This is a genomic window from Promicromonospora sp. NFX87, from assembly GCF_048564965.1.
Taxonomy (GTDB): domain Bacteria; phylum Actinomycetota; class Actinomycetes; order Actinomycetales; family Cellulomonadaceae; genus Promicromonospora.
In genome coordinates, this window is record NZ_CP183413.1 from 6,511,675 (window position 1) to 6,531,727 (window position 20,053).

19 protein-coding genes and 4 tRNA genes are annotated in these 20,053 nt (G+C 70.2%); 19 read left to right on the plus strand and 4 right to left on the minus strand.

Going from position 1 to position 20,053, the window contains the following annotated elements; translation table 11 throughout:
* Positions 1-6: 6 nt before the first annotated feature.
* The 4 genes from ACNYC2_RS29200 (at position 7) to ACNYC2_RS29215 (ending at position 1,999) form a co-directional block, all read left to right on the plus strand.
* Positions 7-306 (plus strand): hypothetical protein, encoded by a 300-nt coding sequence (locus ACNYC2_RS29200; protein ID WP_419705084.1) that lies wholly within the window; start codon positions 7-9, stop codon positions 304-306.
* Positions 294-671, plus strand: coding sequence for a hypothetical protein (locus ACNYC2_RS29205; protein ID WP_419705085.1), 378 nt, complete (start codon positions 294-296; stop codon positions 669-671). The genes ACNYC2_RS29200 and ACNYC2_RS29205 overlap by 13 nt, the downstream gene beginning before the upstream one ends.
* 136 nt (positions 672-807) lie before the next feature.
* Positions 808-1,347 carry a hypothetical protein gene (locus tag ACNYC2_RS29210; protein WP_419705086.1) on the plus strand — a complete coding sequence of 180 codons (540 nt, stop codon included), beginning with the start codon at positions 808-810 and terminating at the stop codon, positions 1,345-1,347.
* A gap of 58 nt (positions 1,348-1,405) precedes the next feature.
* A complete protein-coding gene (locus ACNYC2_RS29215) occupies positions 1,406-1,999 on the plus strand; it encodes a hypothetical protein (protein WP_419705087.1) in 594 nt (197 codons plus the stop codon).
* A 123-nt stretch (positions 2,000-2,122) separates the two neighbouring features.
* Here ACNYC2_RS29215 and ACNYC2_RS29220 read toward each other — a convergent pair.
* Positions 2,123-2,196 (minus strand) — tRNA-Gly (locus ACNYC2_RS29220).
* Between the two features lie 155 nt (positions 2,197-2,351).
* Here ACNYC2_RS29220 and ACNYC2_RS29225 point away from each other — a divergent pair.
* From ACNYC2_RS29225 to ACNYC2_RS29235, 3 genes are all read left to right on the plus strand, one after another.
* A complete protein-coding gene (locus ACNYC2_RS29225; protein WP_419705088.1) occupies positions 2,352-2,840 on the plus strand; it encodes a TM2 domain-containing protein in 489 nt (162 codons plus the stop codon).
* Positions 2,841-2,863: 23 nt separating this feature from the next.
* Positions 2,864-3,439 carry a dCTP deaminase gene (gene dcd / locus ACNYC2_RS29230; RefSeq protein WP_419705089.1) on the plus strand — a complete coding sequence of 192 codons (576 nt, stop codon included), beginning with the start codon at positions 2,864-2,866 and terminating at the stop codon, positions 3,437-3,439.
* Between the two features lie 165 nt (positions 3,440-3,604).
* The gene (locus ACNYC2_RS29235; RefSeq protein WP_419705090.1) at positions 3,605-4,660 is read left to right on the plus strand and encodes a hypothetical protein; all 1,056 of its coding nucleotides are present in this window, start codon (positions 3,605-3,607) and stop codon (positions 4,658-4,660) included.
* 70 nt (positions 4,661-4,730) lie between these two features.
* On the opposite strand, the gene ACNYC2_RS29240 is transcribed toward ACNYC2_RS29235, so the two are convergent.
* Positions 4,731-5,363, minus strand: coding sequence for a bacterial proteasome activator family protein (locus tag ACNYC2_RS29240; RefSeq protein WP_419705091.1), 633 nt, complete (start codon positions 5,361-5,363; stop codon positions 4,731-4,733).
* A 94-nt stretch (positions 5,364-5,457) separates the two neighbouring features.
* Positions 5,458-6,435 (minus strand): NAD(P)H-quinone oxidoreductase, encoded by a 978-nt coding sequence (locus ACNYC2_RS29245; RefSeq protein WP_419705092.1) that lies wholly within the window; start codon positions 6,433-6,435, stop codon positions 5,458-5,460.
* A gap of 142 nt (positions 6,436-6,577) precedes the next feature.
* On the opposite strand from ACNYC2_RS29245, the gene ACNYC2_RS29250 reads away from it, so the two are divergent.
* The 5 genes from ACNYC2_RS29250 (at position 6,578) to ACNYC2_RS29270 (ending at position 12,671) form a co-directional block, all read left to right on the plus strand.
* Complete coding sequence (locus tag ACNYC2_RS29250) at positions 6,578-10,738, plus strand: ATP-binding protein (protein ID WP_419705093.1); 4,161 nt, start codon at positions 6,578-6,580, stop codon at positions 10,736-10,738.
* A 42-nt stretch (positions 10,739-10,780) separates the two neighbouring features.
* Complete coding sequence (locus ACNYC2_RS29255) at positions 10,781-11,230, plus strand: roadblock/LC7 domain-containing protein (RefSeq protein ID WP_020017525.1); 450 nt, start codon at positions 10,781-10,783, stop codon at positions 11,228-11,230.
* Between the two features lie 10 nt (positions 11,231-11,240).
* A complete protein-coding gene (locus ACNYC2_RS29260; protein ID WP_020017526.1) occupies positions 11,241-11,651 on the plus strand; it encodes a DUF742 domain-containing protein in 411 nt (136 codons plus the stop codon).
* Between the two features lie 172 nt (positions 11,652-11,823).
* Complete coding sequence (locus ACNYC2_RS29265; protein WP_377141902.1) at positions 11,824-12,462, plus strand: GTP-binding protein; 639 nt, start codon at positions 11,824-11,826, stop codon at positions 12,460-12,462.
* A 124-nt stretch (positions 12,463-12,586) separates the two neighbouring features.
* Positions 12,587-12,671: transfer RNA gene (locus tag ACNYC2_RS29270), tRNA-Ser, on the plus strand.
* Between the two features lie 41 nt (positions 12,672-12,712).
* Here ACNYC2_RS29270 and ACNYC2_RS29275 read toward each other — a convergent pair.
* Positions 12,713-14,425 carry a GMC oxidoreductase gene (locus tag ACNYC2_RS29275; protein ID WP_419705094.1) on the minus strand — a complete coding sequence of 571 codons (1,713 nt, stop codon included), beginning with the start codon at positions 14,423-14,425 and terminating at the stop codon, positions 12,713-12,715.
* A gap of 238 nt (positions 14,426-14,663) precedes the next feature.
* Here ACNYC2_RS29275 and ACNYC2_RS29280 point away from each other — a divergent pair.
* From ACNYC2_RS29280 to ACNYC2_RS29310, 7 genes are all read left to right on the plus strand, one after another.
* Positions 14,664-14,755: transfer RNA gene (locus tag ACNYC2_RS29280), tRNA-Ser, on the plus strand.
* A gap of 210 nt (positions 14,756-14,965) precedes the next feature.
* Positions 14,966-15,038 (plus strand) — tRNA-Arg (locus ACNYC2_RS29285).
* A gap of 162 nt (positions 15,039-15,200) precedes the next feature.
* Entirely contained in the window at positions 15,201-15,851 is a 651-nt protein-coding gene (locus tag ACNYC2_RS29290; protein WP_419705095.1) for a PAS and ANTAR domain-containing protein, read from the plus strand.
* 289 nt (positions 15,852-16,140) lie between these two features.
* Positions 16,141-16,935 carry an IclR family transcriptional regulator domain-containing protein gene (locus ACNYC2_RS29295; RefSeq protein WP_419705096.1) on the plus strand — a complete coding sequence of 265 codons (795 nt, stop codon included), beginning with the start codon at positions 16,141-16,143 and terminating at the stop codon, positions 16,933-16,935.
* A 72-nt stretch (positions 16,936-17,007) separates the two neighbouring features.
* Positions 17,008-18,201, plus strand: coding sequence for a thiolase family protein (locus ACNYC2_RS29300; RefSeq protein ID WP_419705097.1), 1,194 nt, complete (start codon positions 17,008-17,010; stop codon positions 18,199-18,201).
* Complete coding sequence (locus tag ACNYC2_RS29305; protein WP_419705098.1) at positions 18,198-18,911, plus strand: 3-oxoacid CoA-transferase subunit A; 714 nt, start codon at positions 18,198-18,200, stop codon at positions 18,909-18,911. The genes ACNYC2_RS29300 and ACNYC2_RS29305 overlap by 4 nt, the downstream gene beginning before the upstream one ends.
* Positions 18,908-19,594, plus strand: a complete 687-nt coding sequence (locus tag ACNYC2_RS29310; protein WP_419705099.1) for a 3-oxoacid CoA-transferase subunit B — start codon at positions 18,908-18,910, stop codon at positions 19,592-19,594. Before ACNYC2_RS29305 ends, ACNYC2_RS29310 begins: the two co-directional genes overlap by 4 nt.
* The last annotated feature ends 459 nt before the right edge of the window (positions 19,595-20,053 follow it).

Sequence of the window (20,053 nt, forward strand, 5' to 3'; positions counted from 1 at the left end):
GGAGAGATGGCGACGAAAGCGGGCAGCCTGGCCGATTCCGCGGCCGGTGCGGCGGACCTGCTGGCGGAAGTAGGGGACGCGCGGATCAAGTGGGTAGAGGTGTTCCGCGACCATCTGGTCGTGCACCCGGCCCGGCTGGTCGAGGGGGCGGACATCGCGGCTCAGCTCGGGATCACCGTCGCCACCGACTACCCGGCCACCAAGCCGGGCTTCACCGTCTGGACGGGCCGGTGGAACGGCATGGAGATGTTCGTCTACGCCGAGCTGCGGGGGACCGCGCGGTCGATCCGGGCGTGGCCGACGTGACCGGGGGCTCCTGCGACGCGGGCCTGGGCGCCGACCACTGCCCGACGCCGGGCGCGCACCTCGCGGAGCTCGTCGGGGTCACCGCGCTGATCGCGCACATCTTCGACATCCACACCCTGGACGTCCGGGCGGGTGTCGACCACCTCGATCTCGAGGACGACGTGGTGGGCGTGCTGACCGTCGACGTCGTAGCCGCACGGGTGCCCGACGCCATACGGCTCGCGGGGATGCTCCACCTGGCCGAGCGCCATGGGCACCACGAGAGCGAGGGCCCGCAGGTGTGGCGGTGCTGGAGCGGCTGGGTACCGGCCGCCGAACGTGGTCTGGCGGTCTCCCTGCACCTGACTGCGCCGGTGCGGGGCTGAACCCGGCCTCAAGAACGGGCACCGCAGGTCCGACGGTGGGTCCGGCCTGCGGTGCTCCTGCGTGGAGCGGGTGAACCGGCGGAGTCCTTCGGCCCGGCGTCGTCTCGCGTTCACCCGGACCGGGCAGGCTGGGGCGATGAGGTCTCGCCCATCGCCGTCGGCGCAGCGTCGCCCGGCACGCTCTGGTATCAGCTCGGCAGCCCGGCTCCCCGTGGCCTGGCTCCCGACCGCCGTCCTGGTCGCCGGCCTGATGGCGGCCTGCACGACTGCGCCGTCCGAACCACCGGGTGCGATCCCCGCCATGCCCGACGGTGTGACGGCCCCGGAGGAGTACGCGTTCGGCGACGACACCGCCGCCCGGGACCTGCGCGCGACGGACCCGGTCTACTACGCGCTCGCCGAGCAGGTCGACAGGGAACGTCTGCACACCCGCCCGCTGGTCCTGGACACCGCGGTGGACGTGGCGGAGGTGCGGGAGGCCTACGACGCCGAGCTCGCGGGTGACCGGGGGTGGGAGGCGCTGCCCCTGCAGCCGGGGGACGACGCGTGGGCGCAGGGCTGGCTGAGCCCCGACGGGGAGGACGCGTTCGCCCTGGTCGGCCTCGAACCCGGGCCGGGCGAGACGCACGTGTCCCTGACGGTCCTGACCACGCTGCCGGACGAGGTGTCCGGCTGAGCTGGCCCAACACGGTCCGGTAGGGTCTGCTGCCAACACGGACCAGCTGGGGGGCACGGTGGACCTGCAGGAGAAGTATCGCGGCCTCTATCTCGGTGCTCTGTTCGTGGTCGAGCAAGCCGAGAGCGCGTACCGGTTGGGCGCACTGAATCGCCTCCTGAGTGCTTGGGTCCGAGACGAGCTCGAGGGGCGAGAGCACAGCTTGGACCACTGCGACAGCCGGTTGGACCTGGCGGATGCTGTCGAGGGCCTGTCTGCGATCGCTCCTCGGTACGTGAAGCTGCGTCGGCAACTCTTCTCGGACATGCACCACATCGGACCGGAGCCGCCCTGGCGTCCGTTGCAGGCGGCGGCGGTCAGGGCGGGATCTGGTGTCTTCGTGCGTCATCCCAGCTACGCGCTGCGCCGCATCCATGCCGGCGCTGGTTCGGGGGCGGAGTCGTGGGAGTTCAGTGTCTTCACCGAGCCGAACAAGCCTGACGACGAAGGCGTCACGTTCCGGGTGATGATCTTCCCGGACGGTCCCGGGAGCGCGCTGCAGGTGAGTCCCGAGCTCGAAGCGCAACGCTCCTGGTATGAGCAGCTCGTCTATGGCTTGCACGCCTTGGGCCAAACGCCGCGGTTGGCGGCGCTCAACGACCCGGGCTCCTGAGGGCGACCCGGTGGGTGTGATGGCTTCCTGCAGCTCGATGAGCGGACTCGAGCCAGCGCTACGAATCATGGAAACAACTCCGCCCCAGGTCAGGAAACATCCTCTGACCTGGGGCGGAGCTTGTGGAGCGGGTGACGGGAATCGAACCCGCGCTATCAGCTTGGGAAGCTGAAGTTCTACCATTGAACTACACCCGCATCGTCCGGTTCTGCCCGGGTATCTGCTGTTTCAGAATCCCGCTAGGGTTCCGCAACAGCGCCCGTGAACCTGGCGCGCGACCCGATCATACCCAACCTCGCCCGGATCCCGAACCGGACTTCGGAGCGAGTGTCGCCGAGCAGCCGGAGCAGTCGTGAGCGAGCATCCCAGCGAGAAGCCCACCGAGCCGATCTACCAGGAGACGAAGCGGTTGCCCCCGCGTCCGCCGAGCAAGCCGACGCCGCCTCCGCCGCCGCCCGGTGCGACGCGCGCCATGAAGACGCCGAAGACGCCGAAGACCCCGGCGGGCCCTGCGGTCAGGACGCCGTCGGGTGCGGCCCCGGCGAACTATCAGCAGCAGTACGACTACGACCGGCCCACGCCGCCCGTCGAGCACGTACCGGGACGCAAGTCCCGCATCACCGCGGGCCTGCTCGGGATCCTGCTCGGCGTGGTGGGCGCGCACCGGTTCTACCTCGGCTACAAGGGCCTGGGCTGGATCATGCTGCTCATCACCGCGGTGTCGCTGGGGAACGCGTGGTTCGTGCCCGCGATCTGGGGCGGCATCGAAGGAATCCTCTACCTCGTGATGCGCAAGGGCTACTGGTCGGTGGACGCGAAGCACAAGCCGCTGCAGTGGTGACGGGGGCCCAGTACCGTGTCGGGGTGCTCCTCTCCGACCGTGACATCCGTGCCGAGCTCGAGGCCGACCGCGTGGTCCTCGACCCGTACGACCCGTCGATGCTGCAGCCGTCGAGCATCGACGTGCGCCTCGACAAGTACTTCCGGCTCTTCGACAACCACAAGTACCCGTTCATCGACCCCGCGACCGACCAGCCGGAGCTGACCCGCCTGGTGGAGGCGGACAACGACGAGGCGTTCGTGCTGCACCCGGGGGAGTTCGTCCTCGGCAGCACCTACGAGGCGGTCACCCTGCCCGACGACGTCGCCGCCCGCCTCGAGGGCAAGTCCTCCCTGGGGCGGCTCGGCCTCCTGACCCACTCGACCGCCGGCTTCATCGACCCCGGGTTCAGCGGGCACGTGACACTCGAGCTCAGCAACGTCGCGACGCTGCCGATCAAGCTGTGGCCCGGCATGAAGATCGGGCAGATGTGCTTCTTCCGGCTGTCGTCGGCCTCGGAGCACCCGTACGGATCGGATCTGTACGGCTCCCGCTACCAGGGCCAACGCGGTCCGACGGCGTCCCGATCCTCGAAGAACTTCCACCGCACCGCGGTCTGACCGCCCGGGCCGGGCGCCGCCGATGAGGGCACTCGGTGAGCGGTAGGCTCCCGGGTGCCCGGCGCGGACCGGGCACACACCCGGACGTCAGAAGGGACCCCGATGGCCGCTCCCCAGCTTCCGCTCCTGCCGCGCACGGTTGCGCAGGCGCACCAGGCGAGGCATGTGCTCACAGTGCCTGGCGACGTGGAGCTGGACGAGATCGAGGTCCTCGCCCTCTCTCGCTTCTCCGCCACCCGCTGGGACGTGGTGCCGGCGGGCATCCTCCCTGGCAACGTGGCGGGCGCACCACAGGTGCGTCGCGCGCAGGGCAAGGAGGTCGGCGTGCTGCGGGTCTCGCGGCACGCGGTGATGAACGGCCCGTACCAGCCCGTGGGTGAAGGCTTCGATCTCGGCGTCCCGCCGGGGGCCGAGATGGCCTTCGACATCGTCTGCCACCGGGAGCGTGGCGAGGTGCCGTTCCCGGCCGGCGACCGCGACGGCATCGGACGCGCCTTCGCGGCCGGTATGCCCGAGCGCGAGGAGCGCCGCCTGGTCGAGTGGCTGGTCTCGGTCGCACGCCGGCTGGGCGGCTCCCTCCGCCTGGACGTGGGTGGCCTCTGGGACGCCCCGGGCGGCCCGACGGCGAAGCCCGGCGCCGGCGTCGTGCTCACGCCCGACGCCGGCGCGGCCATCGACATGACCGTCTACTCCGACGTCTGGCTCGACCCGCAGGCCGCGCTCACGATCCTGCAGAAGGTGCACCCGCGCGCCCGCCTCCACATGGAGGGCAAGGAGTGGGGCGGCCCGCCCCGGGGCATCGCCGACAAGCCGCTCTACCCCGGCGATCCCCTGGACCCCGAGCTGCGCAAGAAGCTGCACGCGGCCGCCGACGACTACGACATCAAGGCCCTCACGGGTCCGCGCGTCCTCGACGGGTACGGGCTGATCGTGGACCTCGACGTCGACGGCATCGTCTCGGTGGAGATCTCCGGCGAGGAGAAGCTGCCGCGCCTGCTGCGTGGCCTGCCGTGGGCCGAGCAGGGCGCCGTGCGCTACTGGGTGCACTGGGAGCCGCAGGACCTCGTGGAGTCGCAGCGCGAGTTCCCGTCCATGGAGCTACGAGTCGCGCGGAAGCGCGCGGCGGAGCTGGTGGCCCGGCTCGCCGGCGCCGTCCACGCCGCCGCGGGAGGCGAGATCGCCGACGAGGACGGCTTTCTGGTAGACCCCTCCGACCTCTGAGCACCCGCTCCTGACCTCGCCCTGCCGGTCCCACGGGGACCGGCAGGGCGAACGCGTCAGGACCAGCGGGTCAGAGGTACTGGCCGGGGGTCCGGCGCTCGCCGCCGGACTCCTCGTCCTGTGCGCCGGGCATGGTGGGGCCGCCAGGGCCGCCGGGGCCGAACGCCCCCGAGCCGGGCGGCAGCGCGCGGCGCATCTGCGAGAGCTGCGCCTGGGCGGCCATCTGCTGCGCGACGAGCGCCGTCTGGATGCCGTGGAACAGGCCCTCGAGCCAGCCCACGAGCTGCGCCTGCGCCACCCGGAGCTCGGCGTCGGACGGCGCGGAGTCGTCCGAGAAGGGCAGCGTGATCCGGTGCAGCTCGTCGACGAGGTCGGGGGACAGGCCGTCCTCGAGCTCGCGGATCGAGCGCTCGTGGATCTCGGCCAGGCGGGTACGAGCGGCTTCGTCCAGCGGTGCGTCGCGGACCTCGTCGAGCAGCCGCTTGACCATGCCGCCGATGCGCATGACCTTCGCCGGTTCCTCGACCTGACCGACGACGGCCTCGGCCTCGTCGATCGGGTCCTCCGCGGAGCCCTCGGGCTTGCGTCCCGACGGCACGGCGGCGCCGTCGGGCGTCACCACCTGGGGGTGCACGGTGGGCGCTCCTTCGGGGCGGTCGTCGCGCCGTTCTTCTGACTGGGGGATGGCTTGCTCGTCGGTCATGAGTCCAGTCTTGCCCGGATTGCCTGTCGTCCGCATGGCAGCATCTCGGCGCGGCCGAAATTGTCGACCATGCCTATATATAGGCACACGATGATCAGGGCACCAGAAGAACCTTGCCGAACGCCTCCCCTGACTCCAGCAGGTCGTGCGCGGACTGCGCCTCCGCGAACGGGATGCGGGCATGCACCACGGGCCGAACGCGCCCGTCCGCGACCAGGGGCCAGACGTGTTGTTCGGTATCAGCGACGATGCGTGCCTTCTCGTCCGCCGGCCGGGACCTCAGCAGCGTTCCGGTGACCGTCCCGCGCCGGGCCAGGAGGTCGCTGAGGTCGATTTCGCCCCGGCGTCCCTTTTGCATACCGATGACCACCAGGCGCCCGCCCCTGGCCAGTGCTCGGACGTTGTCGCCGAGCGCGCCGCCGCCGAGCAGGTCGAGCACCACGTCGGCACCGTGGTCGTCGGTCGCCCGCCGGATCTCGTCGGCGAAGTCCTGCTCGCGGTGATCGATGACCAGGTCCGCACCGAGCTCCGCGCAGCGGGCGGTGCGCTCCGGTCCGCCGGCGGTCGCGGCCACGTGCGCGCCGAGCGCCCGGGCGACCTGGATCGCGAAGCTGCCGATGCCGCCCGAACCGCCGTGGACGAGCACCCACTCCCCGGCGCGCAGCCGGCCGACGTCCACGAGGTTGTTCCAGACCGTGCACGCCGCCTCGGGCAGGGCCGCCGCATCGACCAGGTCGACGCCGTCGGGCACCGGGAGCACCTGCGTCTCGCGGACCGCGACTTCCTCGGCGTAACCGCCGCCCTCGAGCAGGGCGACCACCCGGTCACCGGCGCGCCATCGCGACACGCCGGAGCCGACACGCTTCACAATTCCCGATATCTCAAGACCCGGCCAGTCGGGCGCACCCGGCGGAGGGGGGTAGTATCCGGCGCGTTGGAGCAGGTCAGCACGGTTCACGCCGGCTGCAGCGACGGTGATCACCACGTCCCTTTGGCCAGCAATCGGTGGAGTCAGGGATGAAAGGGAGAGTTTCCCTGATGGGCCCGGTCCAGATATCGTGACGGCTCGCACAGCGATGAAGCCTACTTCCGTGTGGCCTCACGAAGGTCGCCAGCGGAAACCGGGTGCCGGTAACTTGTACGCAGCACCGAGGGATGCTCGGCGGGCAGAAGCACGCCACCCCCTTCCGGATCAGTGATGGAGAGAGGTACGCATGTTCCGCAGGTTGGGAGTGCGCGGGAAAGTTCTTGCGACACTGGTCACGCCTGCCATCGTCCTGGTCATCGCAGCGGCGTACATCATCGGCCTGTCTGTGGTCGACGCGATGCGCGCGCAGCAGACGAGTGATCTCGTCGCCGCGCTGGAGTACCAGGACGCGGCAGGAACGACTTTCGCGCAGGAACGGTCGCTCAACATCGTGGCGATGATCGACAACGACTCGGCCGGCGAACAGGCCAGCCGTGCGCTGCTCCAAGGGACGCCGGAGCTCGACGACAAGGGCAAGCCGGTCATCAAGGACGGCGCCCCGGTGTGGGCCGCCCCGGCTGCCCAGGCGCAGACGATCACGGCACTCGACGAGCGCGACGAGGCGCTGCTCGACATCGACATCTCGATGCTGGACCAGCGCGTCAAGACCGCCGTCGCGGAGACCATCGAGGACCGCGCGGCCATCACCGACGTGCAGAAGAAGGTCGCCGCGGGCCGGCTCACCGAGCAGGCGGCGACCGAGGCGTACGGCGGCTACATCGACGGCGCCCTCGAGGTGATGGACGCCATCGCGGACACGTCGGAGGACCGTCAGCTCGGTACGCGTCTCGAGGCGTACCACTCGATGGACCAGCTCATGCTCACGAACACCTACGAGCGCCCGATCGTCGCCCTGACGCTCGGGATCTACGACAAGCACCCCGCGGGTCCTGCGGCCTCCCGGTCCTTGGCGCTGCGCGCGGCGGACCTGGTGAACCTGGGCGACCGCGAGTGGGACGAGACGCAGGACCTCTACGACCGCATCCCCGGGGACTACCAGGTCCCCGGCATGGACGGCATCTATGGCAACGTTCGCGGCTCGGTGGCGCGTGGTGAGCTCGAATCCATCAAGGACCAGGGCGAGGCGTTCATCGGCGAGTCGGCCAAGTGGGTCGACGAGGCACGCATCGTCCGCGATGCCGTCCGAGAGGACGCCTCGGCCTTCGCGCAGGAGCGGGCGGACGTCGCCGCCAACCGCGCGTACCTCACCGGTGGTATCGCGATCGCGGCCCTCGGCTTCTCGATCATCACGGCGCTCGTCATCGCCCGCCGTCTGGTCTCCCCGCTGCGCCGCCTCACCCAGGCCGCCGGCGTCGTCCGTGACCGCCTGCCCACCCTGGTGGAGCAGGTCTCGGTGCCGGGCCAGGGCCCGAGCATCGACCTGGACCCGATCACCGTCGAGTCGTCGGACGAGATCGGCCAGCTGGCCGCCGCGTTCAACGACGTCAACCGGACCACCATCGACGTGGCCCGCGAGCAGGCAGCCCTCCGTGGCTCGATCGCCGAGATGTTCGTCAACGTCGCCCGCCGCGACCAGGTGCTCCTGAACCGGCAGCTCGCGTTCCTCGACGACCTCGAGCGTTCCGAGGAAGACCCGTCGACGCTGTCGAACCTGTTCCGGCTCGACCACCTCGCGACCCGGATGCGCCGCAACGCGGAGTCCCTCCTCGTCCTCGCGGGCATCGACTCGGGTCGTCGTGTCCGCCAGCCCATGCCGGTCTCCGACGTCATCCGTACGGCGTCCTCCGAGATCGAGCTGTACGACCGCGTGCGCCTGAACCTCGTCGTCGACCCGATGATGCTCGGCCACAACGCGCTGAACGCGGCACACCTGCTGGCCGAGCTCCTCGAGAACGCGACGATGTTCTCCGAGCCGCACACCCCGGTCGAGGTCACCACCGCGCGTGACGAGCAGTTCGTCACCGTCGTGGTCCGCGACCACGGCCTCGGGATGAACCCCGCCGAGGTCGCCGAGGCCAACCGCAAGGTGCTCAGCCACGCCGCGTCGGACGCCGTCGGCGCCCAGCGCCTCGGCCTCTACGTCGTTGGCCGGCTGTCCGACCGTCTCGGTGCCCAGGTCGAGTTCGGCGTGGGCGAGGGCGGCACCGGTACCGAGGTGACGGTCCGCTTCCCGGCGGTGCTGTTCATGCCGGACAACGCCATGCCGCTGCCGATGCCCACGGACCCGCTGGAGGCCAACACGCAGGCGGCCGCCTCGCAGTTCAACGGTGGCCTGGCCACCGGCCCGGGCACCGGTGCGATGCGTGGTGCGCCCGCCAACGGCTTCGGCTCGCCGGCCATCTCGTCGGCGTCGCCGGCCACGACCTCTCTGCCGCAGCAGGGCGGCCTGCCGGTCCCGACCGGCACGTCGCAGATCGCCGCTGCCGCCTTCGCGGCGCAGCCGGCGCCCGTCGCGCAGCAGGTCGACATCAACGCCCTCACGGACGGCACGACGGCGCTCGGCCTGGCCCGGCGCCGCAGCTCGACCGCGGCACAGCCGATGGCTGAGACGACGCCGACCGGCTCGATAGTCCTGCCCGAGATCCAGACGCCGTCGCTCCCGCAGGAGTACCAGGGCGACGACAACGCGTGGGCACCGCCGTCGAACGTGTCCGAGGGCAGCTCGCTCCCGAGCCGTCAGCGCGCACCGCAGCCGGAGGAGCCGGTCACGCCCGTCGCACCGGTCTTCGAGGAGACCACGCCGGTCGCGGTGGACGTCGACCAGCGCAGCGCGCTCTTCTCGAGCTTCCGCTCGCTGAACACGATCGACCCGGTCGACGCCGGTGGGCCGCAGTCGCTGCAGCTCGACCCGGTGACGCAGGACCCGGCCGCGCTGCCGGGGATGTCCGACACCGACGTCATGCGGTTCCCGGCCGCGGGAGGCGCTCAGGCGCCTGCCGCACCGGCACCGGCCCGGAGCTTCGGTGGACCGCCGGCAGGCTTCGGTGGCTCGTTCCAGGGCGACGACGAGCAGTCGCAGGGCTTCGGGGCCGACGGCCTCCAGGGGCCCGACTCGTCCTTCGAGGCACTGCCCGCGTTCGAAGAGCTCATGGCGGACCTCCCGAGCCGCCGCTCGAGCGGCTCGGGCGCCCAGCAGGGTGCCAAGCCGGCTCAGCCGAAGCGTGGCCTGTTCGGTCGCCGTCCGGGCCAGCCGGCCACGGGCGAGCTGCGTGCCTACCAGCCGCAGGAGCGACCGGCGTCGCGTCCGATCCAGACCGTGAGCAGCCCCGCCGCTGACGTGCCCGCGTTCGGCGCGTCGAACGTGGAGACGCAGAGCTTCCAGGCGCAGAACCTCCAGGCGCAGAATCTGCCGCCGCAGGACTTCCAGGATCTGCAGGTGCCGCAGGACTTCCAGGCGCCGTACGTCCCGCGGGGCGTTCCCGCCCCGCAGGCGGCGGGCCCGATGACCGGGGCCTTCCCGGTCCAGGCTCCCGCCCCGGCGCAGCCGCACCAGCCCGTGGCGGACCCGACCTACCAGCGGGGATACCAGGAGGGCTACCAGCGGGCGGTCCAGGAGTCGCTGACCTCGGCGATGCCTGCCGTGCCGAGCGCTCCCGCGGGTGGCACGGTTCCGATGCCCACCCAGGCGCACGCGACCGTTCCGGCCCCGGCCCACGGCAACAACCCGGCCCCGGCCCACGGCAACAACCCGTTCATCGACGCGGCGCCGCGTGCAGCGGCGCCTGCCCCGGCCCCGGCGCCGGAGCGGGCACCCACCTCGTTCGACTCGGGCCCGGCCACACAGGCCGTGCCGATGGCGGCCGTGCAGCAGTCCTTCGAGGCCCCGGTTCGCGAGCCGATCCGCGAGTTCAGCGAGCCGTACCCGACGGGTGCTGTGTACGACCCGACGTACGGTTCGCCTGCGCCGCTCGCCAAGCGTGCCGCCGGCACCGACGGCGACGGGAAGGACCCGCTCGACCCGGAGTACGTGCGGGACTCGGTGGAGGCACGGTCGGAGTGGACGGCTTCGGCGGTCCTCTACGAGGAGATGACGAGCCTCCTTCGCCGAGGGGCTTTCCAGGAAGATGATGTGAAAGAGAACGACTCGTACCGTCCGGCAGCCGTCAACACCGAGGTTGCCAACGGTGGTCTGACTCGCCGCACTCGCGGTGCCTCCGGCACCGGGGCGGACCCCACTGTCGAGCGCCTCTCGGCTCGCATTGACCGTGATCCCGAGCAGCTTCGCTCGCGTCTTTCGGCATTCCAGTCGGCCACGGCCCGTGGTCGTTCGGAGTCCGTCGAAGAGGGCGAAACCGAGAACGCGAACGGCAAGAAGGCCGATGGGGACTCGACGTGGGCACCCTCGACCGTGAATCATGTCCCTGACTCAGCGCCGCAGTCGCGGTGACAAGCAAGCGCGTCTGTGGATTCTGACTAGGAGGAACAGAGAGTGACCCTCAGCACCGAAGCAACGAATTTCGGGTGGCTGCTCGACAACTTCGTGCGTACGGTTCCTGGCAGCCGGCACACGCTGGTCGTGTCGGCAGACGGCCTGCTCATGGCGATGTCCGACCAGCTGGACCGGACGAGCGGTGACCAGCTCGCGGCAATCGTTTCGGGTATGTCAAGCCTTACGCGTGGAGCATCTCGTCAGCTCAACGGCGGTAATGTCCGTCAGGCAATCATCGAGATGGACAACGGCTTCCTTTTCCTGATGAATGTCTCGAACGGGTCAGTGCTCGGCGTGGTGGCGGAGGCTACGTGCGACATCGGTCTTATCGGTTACGAGATGGCTCTTCTGGTGTCCCGCACCGAGGCCACGCTCACGCCGCAGCTGATCTCGGAGATGCGTGGCAGCCTCCCGGTCGATGGGCAGACCCGAGCCGCCAGCGTGGGATGAGGACTCGACCATGACGTACGCACCTTTCGGTTCCCAGGGGCAGGGGGACGTCCGTGAGACGTCCACCGTGCGCCCCTACGCGGTCACCGGTGGCCGGGTGCGGTCGGAGCTCTCCGACCTGCCGCTCGAGGCCCTCGTTGAGGTTTTGCCAGGCGCTGTCAGCAGTTTTGGGTTGCCGCCCGAGAAGCGCGCGATCCTTCAGCACGCCGCGCACACTTATGTGTCGATCGCCGAGCTCTCGGCCCTTCTGCGGCTGCCCCTGGGTGTCGTCCGGATTCTCGTGGCGGACATGCAGGAGGAAGGGCACGTGACCGTACACACCTCGACACCGGTTAACGTCCACACAGGCCACGGCAGCTCGAACTCGGGCCTGTCGCTGAGCGTCTTGGAGAGTGTTCTGAATGGCATTTCCGCCCTCTGACGGCGGGGCCCGCAGCGGTCCCAACTGGGCCCCGGTGTCGGGTAACGCCGGCACTGCGACCGCTTCCTCGAGCACGCCTGCGCGCCAGAGCGTGCTGGGTGGTGGCGGCGGTGCTCCGGCGCCCACCGCACAGGCGTCCCGTCCGCCGCAGGCGCAGCCTGCTCCGCCGGTGATGCAGCAGGCTCCGGCCGGCAACGCCGGCGCACAGACCGCTCCTGGTGCTCAGCCCGCAGCCGAGCGCACCGCGCCCACGGTCGTCAAGATCGTCGTCGCCGGTGGCTTCGCCGTCGGCAAGACGACGTTCATCGGCTCGATCTCCGACGTCGAGCCGCTGAACACCGAAGCCGCCATGACCGAGCACTCGGTCGGCGTCGACGACGCCGGTGGCGTCACCGACCGCAAGACCACCACCACGGTGGCCATGGACTTCGGCCGTGTCGAGCTCCCGGGCAACCTGTGGCTGTACCTGTTCGGCACCCCGGGCCAGGACCGGTTCCTCTTCATGTGGGACGACCTGGTGCGCGGCGCGATCGGTGCGGTCGTCCTGGTCGACACCGACCGCCTGGAGCAGTGCTTCCCGGCGATCGACTACTTCGAGTCGCGCAACATCCCGTTCGTCGTGGGCGTCAACTGCTTCGACGGCGTGGCCAAGCACCGGCTCGAGGACGTACGCGAGGCTCTGCAGATCCCCGCGCACGTGCCGATGCTCTACACGGACGCACGCTCTCGGGCGGCGACCAAGCAGACGCTGATCGCGCTGGTCCAGCTCGCGATGCGGCAGCTCAGGTCGGGCGCACAGGCGCAGGGCTGAGGAACTCTCCAGCATTCTGCGGACGGCGGGCCACCCGGTGGGCGGCCCGCCGTAGCTGTCTCGTCGGACGCTAGACTGTGTGGCCGCGCCGTACTCCCCGATGCACTTCGGGACGTGCGCGCGAGGAGGGCTGACAGAGCGGCCTAATGTGACAGTCTTGAAAACTGTTGTGCGGCAACGCACCGGGGGTTCGAATCCCTCGCCCTCCGCATTTGTGGTTGTTGTCGAAGTAGAGCGCCTGTCCGGGCGGCTAGCTGATGCCCACGATGGGCAGGCGCAGCGCCGCGGGCGCCGCCTCGGGCACGACCGGGGAGGTAGGGCGTACCGGTCGCACGGGCACGTAGGCCGATCCCAGGGCCGGACGGGCGTCCGGCTCGCCCGCGTTGGGCCACAGCGCGCAGGCGCGCTCGGCCTGAGCCGTGATGGTGAGCGACGGGTTCACGCCCAGGTTCGCGGTCACCGCCGACCCGTCCATGACGTGCAGGCCGTCGTGGCCGAACACGCGCAGGTAGGGGTCGACGACGCCGCTCCTGGCGTCGGCCCCGATCGCGCAGCCGCCGAGGATGTGCGCCGTCAGCGGGATGTTGAACGGGTCGCCGATGGTGCCGCCGGCGACGCCCTCGACCTCACCGTCGCCCAGCTTGTCGGCCATACGGCGTACCGCCTCGTGCCCCTCGGGGATCCAGCTGGGGTTCGGCGCGCCGGTGCCCTGCTTCGACGTCATGAACCGGCCGAACGGCGAACGCCTGGTGAGGGTGACCAGGGAGTTGTCGTGGGCCTGCATGACCAGTGCGATGACCGTCCGCTCGGACCAGCGGCGCCAGTCCATCAGCACGGGCAGCCATTTCAGGTTCTTGCCCAGCTCGCCGATCCAGCGGGCGAACCGGAACGGCCCGCCGTCGACGAGGATGTGCTGCAGCGCGGCCATGACGTTGGAACCGTGGCCGTAGCGGACGGGTTCGATGTGCGTGCTCTCGTTCGGGTAGAACGACGACGTGATCGCGATGCCGCGTGAGTAGTCCGTCGCGCCGACCTTGTGCGTCATCGCGCCGAGCAGCGCCTCGGAGTTGGTCCGCGTGAGGTGCCCGAGCCGGTCCGACAGCCGGGGCAGCGTGCCCGAGTCCTTCATGGCGTGCAGGAGGCGCTGGGTGCCGAGCGTGCCCGCTCCGAGGACCACCTGCCGGGCGGTGAACGTGTGCTTGCCCGCCCACTTCTTGCCGGTGCGGTGGGTGCGTATCTCGTAGCTGCCGTCGGGCAGCTGGCGCACGCCGTGGGCCGTGGTGAGCGGGTGCACCTCGGCACCCGCACGCTCGGCGAGATAGAGATAGTTCTTGACCAGGGTGTTCTTGGCACCGTGGCGACAGCCGGTCATGCACTCGCCGCACTCGGTGCAGCCCGTGCGTTCCGGGCCGGCGCCGCCGAAGAAGGGGTCCGGGGCGGACTGTCCCGGGGACGGGGCCTCGGCGCCACCGGGCCCGAAGTACACGCCCACGCGGGTGGGGCGGAAGGTGTGGCCGACGCCCATGTCCTCGGCGACGCTCCGGACGATCTCGTCGGCGGGGGACCGGCCGTGGTACTGGACGACGCCGAGCATGCGCTCCGCCTGGTCGTAGTACGGCGCGAGCTCGGTCTTCCAGTCGGTGATGTGGGACCACGCGGGGTCCGCGTAGAACGGGTCGAGCGGACGGTAGAGCGTGTTGGCGTAGACCAGCGAGCCGCCGCCCACGCCCGCGCCCGTCAGGCACAGCACGTTGCGCAGCAGGCGCACCCGCTGGATCCCGTAGCAGCCCAGTGCCGGCGCCCACAGGAACTGCTTGAGGTGCCAGGAGTTCTGGGCGAACTCGTGGTCCTCGAACCTCCGGCCGGCCTCGAGCACACCCACGCGGTAGCCTTTTTCGGTGAGGCGGAGGGCGGCCACGCTGCCGCCGAAGCCCGACCCGATCACCAAGACGTCGTAGTCCATGCCAGCGAATGTACTCGCTATTGACGCGGTGTGAAATACGCGGGCTCTGAGGTGATGAGCGGCCCTCCACGGGCTCCACCCGTCCCGGCCGGCAACGTGTTCACATGAAAAAATCGGCGGGATGACGGCGATGCGGGGCCGATCGAGGCGCCGTCGGCTCCTCCGCTTTGCTCAGTCCGCCGTACGGCAGGTAGCCTGGGCCGCGCGGCATGGCCCTGCCTGAGCAGGGCCGCCGCGAGGAGACGTCGCATAGTCAGGTCTAGTGCGCCACCCTGCTAAGGTGGTAACGGGGCAACCCGTTCGAGGGTTCAAATCCCTCCGTCTCCGCCAGGAAGGTCCCGGCCGCGCGTGACGCCCGGGGCCTTTTCTGTGAGAGGCTCCGGAACGTCGGTTCAGCTCGTGGACGACAGCCCTCCGGAGGGCTGTGACGGAGTTCTCCTCGGGAATCGTGGGTTTGAGTTTGGGCCCGCGACGAACAGGCGGTAATGTTCTCGTCGGTCGGCCGTGTGAACGGCAGGCAGGTAGCAAGTAGTACGACCAGCGCCCGTAGCTCAACGGATAGAGCATCTGACTACGGATCAGAAGGTTGGGGGTTCGAATCCCTTCGGGCGCACAGCAGAACGAAGCCCCGGTCAGCGGAAACGCTGACCGGGGCTTCGTCGTTGGCAGGGCACTAATTTTCTTCTCGGGTTCCGGTGACGGTGGATTAACCGCTACGCTCGGATCGAGTCAGGCCGCGGCTCATCGGCGCACCACGCGCAGGAGGACTGCATAGATGACCGCTGAGCCTTTGGAGATCGAGCGTGCTCTCACGCTCGGGTTGAACCACGTAGTAGGGCGTTACCGCTACAACCTGGCCACGCAGGCGTGGTGGTGGTCGGACGAGACGTTCCAGATCCACGGCTTCGAGCCCGGCGAGGTGGTCGTGACCACGGCCCTCATCCTCGCCCACAAGCACCCCGACGACCGTGCCCGCGTGTCCCGCGTCCTGGCGAACGCCGCGGTGACGGGCAAGCCGTTCAGCAGTGTCCACCGCATCATGGATGCCCGGGGGCGCGAGCGGACGCTGACCGTCGTCGGACAGGGCAGCCGCGACCCCGAGACGCGCCAGGTCGGCGCGCTCGTCGGCTACTTCGTCGATGTGACCGCCGCGGTCAAGGCCCACGCGAACGAGGTGGCGAACGAGTCGATCCGCGCGTCAGCCGCGACGCGCGCCTCCATCGAGCAGGCCAAGGGCGTCATCGCCTTCGTCCTGAACATCGATGCCGAAGAGGCGTTCGAGCGGCTGCGCAGCATCTCCAACGACACGAACGTCGCCGTGCGGGACGTCGCTCAGCAGATCGTCGAGCTGGCCCGTTCCGGAGGATCGACGGCAGACGTGGTCGCTGCCCTGACACCGTCGCGCCCCCGCCCGCCCGTCGGCTAGCTGCACGCGGCCGCGCATATCCCGATCGGGTCACGGTTGTGACCCAGGCCACTCGACTGTTGACCTGGCCTGCGGCTGTCGCTACGTTCACGTGCGGCACACCCGTTCGGAGAGTCGCCAGGGCGGACGTCGGAGCTCAACGTTGCGTTCCGGCGTCGGCCCTGGGAAGTTCCGGGCGGGCGTGCTGCCCAGGTGACGCACCCCCCGGTCGCACGTGTGCGAGCTGGAGCGGCCGGAGACCCGGCCGAGGATGCGAAGCGGACGCGCGCGCTGGCAGGGAGGACCTCGGATGAGGGAGATCGTGCACGACGCCGGCGCCAGGTCGGGCGAGTTCGTGCAGTCGCTGGAGCGCGGCCTGTCCGTGATCCGTGCGTTCGGCACGGACCGTGCCCGGATGACCCTGAGCGAGGTCGCCCGCGAGGCCGAGCTGAGCCGCGCGTCCGCGCGGCGCTTCCTCCACACCCTGGTCGAGCTCGGGTACGTGGTGACCGACGGGCGGGTGTTCGCGCTGCGCCCCCAGGTGCTCGAGCTCGGGTACGCGTACCTGTCGAGCCTGTCGTTGCCGGAGGTGGCGCAGCCCCACCTGGAGCAGCTGGCGGAGGACGTCGGGGAGTCGTCGTCGGTGGCGGTGCTCGACGGCTCCGACATCGTCTACGTGGCCCGCGTGGCGACCCACCGCATCATGTCCGCCGCGATCCAGATCGGCACCAGGTTCCCGGCGGTCGCGACCTCGATGGGCCGCGCAGTTCTGGCACACGTGCCGGACGGCGAGCGCGAGGCCCTCCTGGCCGCGGTCACCCTCGCGCCGCTCACCCCGCGCACGATCACGGACAAGGGAGTGCTGCGTGCTGAGCTGGCCACCGTCCGGGAGCAGGGCTGGGCGCTCGTCGACCAGGAGCTCGAGGAGGGCCTGCGCTCCGTCGCCGCACCCCTGCGGGACGGGACGGGCCGAGTGGTCGCAGCCGTCAACGTCTCGGCACCAGTCCGTCGTGGGCCGGTCGAGCAGATGGCCACCGAGATACTCCCGGCGCTGCTGCGTGCGGCCCGCGAGATCGAGGCGGATCTGGCCCGTACCCGGACCTGAGCCCGGCTGCTAGCGTGAGTGTGCGCATATGGAACTTATGTGCGCACAGCGAACAGACAGGGGTCTGGATCGATGAGACACGCATACGTCTATGACGCGGTGCGCACTCCCTTCGGCCGTTACGGCGGGGCGCTGTCAGCGATCCGCCCCGACGATCTCGCGGCCTTCGTCGTAGGGGAGCAGACGCGCCGGGCGCCCGGCCTGGATCCGGCCCGGATCGACGACGTCATCCTGGGCAACGCGAACGGCGCCGGCGAGGAGAACCGGAACGTGGCGCGCATGGCGGTCCTGCTCGCCGGGCTGCCCCTGACGGTTCCCGGAGCCACCGTGAACCGGCTGTGCGGCTCGTCGCTCGAGGCAGTCGTCCAGGCGGCCCGCGCCGTGGAGTCGGGCGACGCCGACGTGGTCGTCGCGGGTGGGGTCGAGTCGATGAGCCGCGCACCCTGGGTGATGCGCAAGCCGGAGCGTGCCTATCCGGCGGGCAACGGTGAGCTCGTCTCGACCACGCTGGGCTGGCGGCTGGTCAACGCGCGGATGCAGCCGGACTGGACCGTGTCCCTCGGCGAGGCCACCGAACGCCTGCGGGAGAAGTACGGCATCACGCGAGAGCGCCAGGACGAGTTCGCTCTGCGCAGCCACCGGCTGGCGCACGAGGCCTGGGAGGCCGGCCGGTACGACGACCTGGTCACCGCGTACCCCGACACCGATCTGCTCCGGGACGAACCCGTTCGCCCGGGCAGCACCGTGGAGCAGCTGGCCGCCCTGAAGCCGTCGTTCCGCGCGGAGGGCGGCACCATCACCGCCGGGAACGCCTCGCCGCTGACGGACGGCGCCAGCTCCGCACTGATCGGCTCGGAGTCCGCGGCCGGCCACACCGGCCTGGAACCGCTCGCCCGTATCGCGGGCCGGGCGTCGGTCGCCAACGAGCCGCAGTACTTCGGGTACGCGCCCGTGGAAGCCGTCGACCGCGCCCTGTCGAAGAGCGGTATCGCCTGGGCCGACGTCGGCGCCGTCGAGCTCAACGAGGCGTTCGCCGCTCAGTCGCTCGCCTGCGTCGACGCCTGGGGCGTGGACCTGGACATCGTCAACGCATGGGGCGGCGCGACGGCGCTCGGCCATCCGCTCGGCGCTTCGGGCACCCGGATCCTGGGGACGCTCGCGCGCAGGCTCGTCGCGGAGGACCAGCGCTGGGGCGTCGCGGCGATCTGTATCGGCGTGGGGCAGGGCATGGCAGTGGTGCTGGAGAACGTGCGAGCCACCGCATGACCGTCCAGCTCGCGCGGACCGCTCTTGAAGCGGTGGGCGACGTCGCCGACGGTTCGACGGTGATGATCGGCGGGTTCGGGCCCGCCGGTCAGCCGGTAGAGCTCATCGAGGCGCTCCTGGCCCAGAGCGCCGGCGATCTCGTCGTCGTCTCCAACAACGCCGGCAACGGGGAGGACGCCCTGGCCCGCCTCATCCACCTGGGCCGCGTCCGCCGGATCGTCTGCTCGTTCCCCCGGCAGGTGGACTCGTGGCACTTCGACGAGGCCTATCGCGCGGGCCGGATCGAGCTCGAGTTGGTCCCGCAGGGCAACCTCGCCGAGCGGATCCGCGCGGCAGGCGCCGGCCTGGGTGGCTTCTTCACCCCGACCGGCTTCGGGACCCCGCTGGCCGAGGGTAAGGAGACACGCGTGGTCGACGGCGTCCCGATGGTCTTCGAGTCACCGATCCACGCCGACCTCGCCCTGGTCAAGGCATTCCGGGCCGACGGCGCCGGCAACCTCGTCTACCGCAAGACGGCCAGGAACTTCGGGCCGGTCATGGCTACGGCCGCGCGACGGACGGTGGTGCAGGTGACGGAGGTGGTTCCGGTCGGGACCATCGACCCCGAGACGGTGGTGACCCCCGGCATCTATGTCGACGCAGTGGTGAAGATCGACGGCGCGACCACGCTCGCGGGCGCGCAGCCCGCGGAACGAGGAGCCGCATCGTGAGCGCGGAGACGATCGCGGCGGGCTCGCGCGGTACGGCCCCGCTCTCCATGGCGCAGCTCGCGGCCCGCGTGGCCGCAGACATCAGGCCCGGCTCGTACGTGAATCTGGGGATCGGCCTGCCGACGCTGGTGGCCGACCATCTGCCGGCGGACTCCGGCATCACCCTGCACACGGAGAACGGGCTGCTGGGCATGGGGCCGTCGCCGCGGGCGGACCTCGTGGACCCGGAACTGATCAACGCGGGCAAGGTCCCCGTCACCGAGCTGGCCGGTGCCGCGTACTTCCACCAGGCGGACTCGTTCGCCATGATGCGCGGCGGACACATCGACGTCTGTGTGCTCGGTGCCTTCCAGGTGTCGACGTCGGGCGACCTGGCGAACTGGTCCACGGGCAGTCCCGGGGCCGTACCCGCTGTGGGCGGGGCGATGGACCTCGCCGTGGGCGCCAAGCGGAGCGTCGTCATGATGAAGCTGCTGACCAAGGACGGCCGACCCAAGCTCGTACGCGAGTGCACGCTCCCGCTCACAGGTATCGGCTGCGTGTCGCGGATCTACAGCGACGTCGCGGTGATCGACGTCGGGCCGGCGCTCGACGGCGAGGCACGCCTCGTCGAAACCTTCGGGGTCTCGCACGGGCAGCTCGAGGAGATGCTGGGACTAGGACTGGCTCCCAGTCAGGCCTAGTCCCGGCAGGGCGTGACGGCCCGTGTCGACGTGATGACGAAATCTGAATCAAAGATTACGTAGACATGGCCGACGAGGTGAGTTCTTGGTCTGGTCAGGGCCAATCTGCCGCTCCAGGCGGCGGCTGAGGTCGTTCTGCATGACTCCAGACCCCTCGAACCTGAGGTGCTCTTGGAAAAACATCCGGTGAACAGCGCTTCTGTGTCCGCCGTCACGGGCCTCGGCTTTGACGCACCCCTGCACCTGACGTACTGTTCTGGATGTCAGCCCGACGGGCCGACGGACACGGGGCCGGAAACGGCCCGGGTGGCCGCGCCGGGGCTGGATCCCATCTCTGATGCAGGGCAGGTCAAATCGCCTTGCGGGATATCAGATGTGGATCCTCTCTTGTAGAGCATGCAGATCCAACAGGATCAGCGAGTTTGCGAGGCAGGATCGGCTCTGGTAAGTTAGAGAAGT

What these genes read in the sequence shown, in the direction of transcription:
- ACNYC2_RS29200 (WP_419705084.1), top strand. Translation starts at nt 7, where the DNA reads ATGGCGACGAAAGCGGGCAGCCTGGCCGATTCCGCGGCCGGTGCGGCG.
- ACNYC2_RS29210 (WP_419705086.1), top strand. Translation starts at nt 808, where the DNA reads ATGAGGTCTCGCCCATCGCCGTCGGCGCAGCGTCGCCCGGCACGCTCT.
- ACNYC2_RS29240 (WP_419705091.1), bottom strand. Translation starts at nt 5,363, where the DNA reads ATGACCGACGAGCAAGCCATCCCCCAGTCAGAAGAACGGCGCGACGAC.
- ACNYC2_RS29250 (WP_419705093.1), top strand. Translation starts at nt 6,578, where the DNA reads ATGTTCCGCAGGTTGGGAGTGCGCGGGAAAGTTCTTGCGACACTGGTC.
- ACNYC2_RS29260 (WP_020017526.1), top strand. Translation starts at nt 11,241, where the DNA reads ATGACGTACGCACCTTTCGGTTCCCAGGGGCAGGGGGACGTCCGTGAG.
- ACNYC2_RS29265 (WP_377141902.1), top strand. Translation starts at nt 11,824, where the DNA reads ATGCAGCAGGCTCCGGCCGGCAACGCCGGCGCACAGACCGCTCCTGGT.
- ACNYC2_RS29275 (WP_419705094.1), bottom strand. Translation starts at nt 14,425, where the DNA reads ATGGACTACGACGTCTTGGTGATCGGGTCGGGCTTCGGCGGCAGCGTG.
- ACNYC2_RS29290 (WP_419705095.1), top strand. Translation starts at nt 15,201, where the DNA reads ATGACCGCTGAGCCTTTGGAGATCGAGCGTGCTCTCACGCTCGGGTTG.
- ACNYC2_RS29295 (WP_419705096.1), top strand. Translation starts at nt 16,141, where the DNA reads ATGAGGGAGATCGTGCACGACGCCGGCGCCAGGTCGGGCGAGTTCGTG.
- ACNYC2_RS29300 (WP_419705097.1), top strand. Translation starts at nt 17,008, where the DNA reads ATGAGACACGCATACGTCTATGACGCGGTGCGCACTCCCTTCGGCCGT.
- ACNYC2_RS29305 (WP_419705098.1), top strand. Translation starts at nt 18,198, where the DNA reads ATGACCGTCCAGCTCGCGCGGACCGCTCTTGAAGCGGTGGGCGACGTC.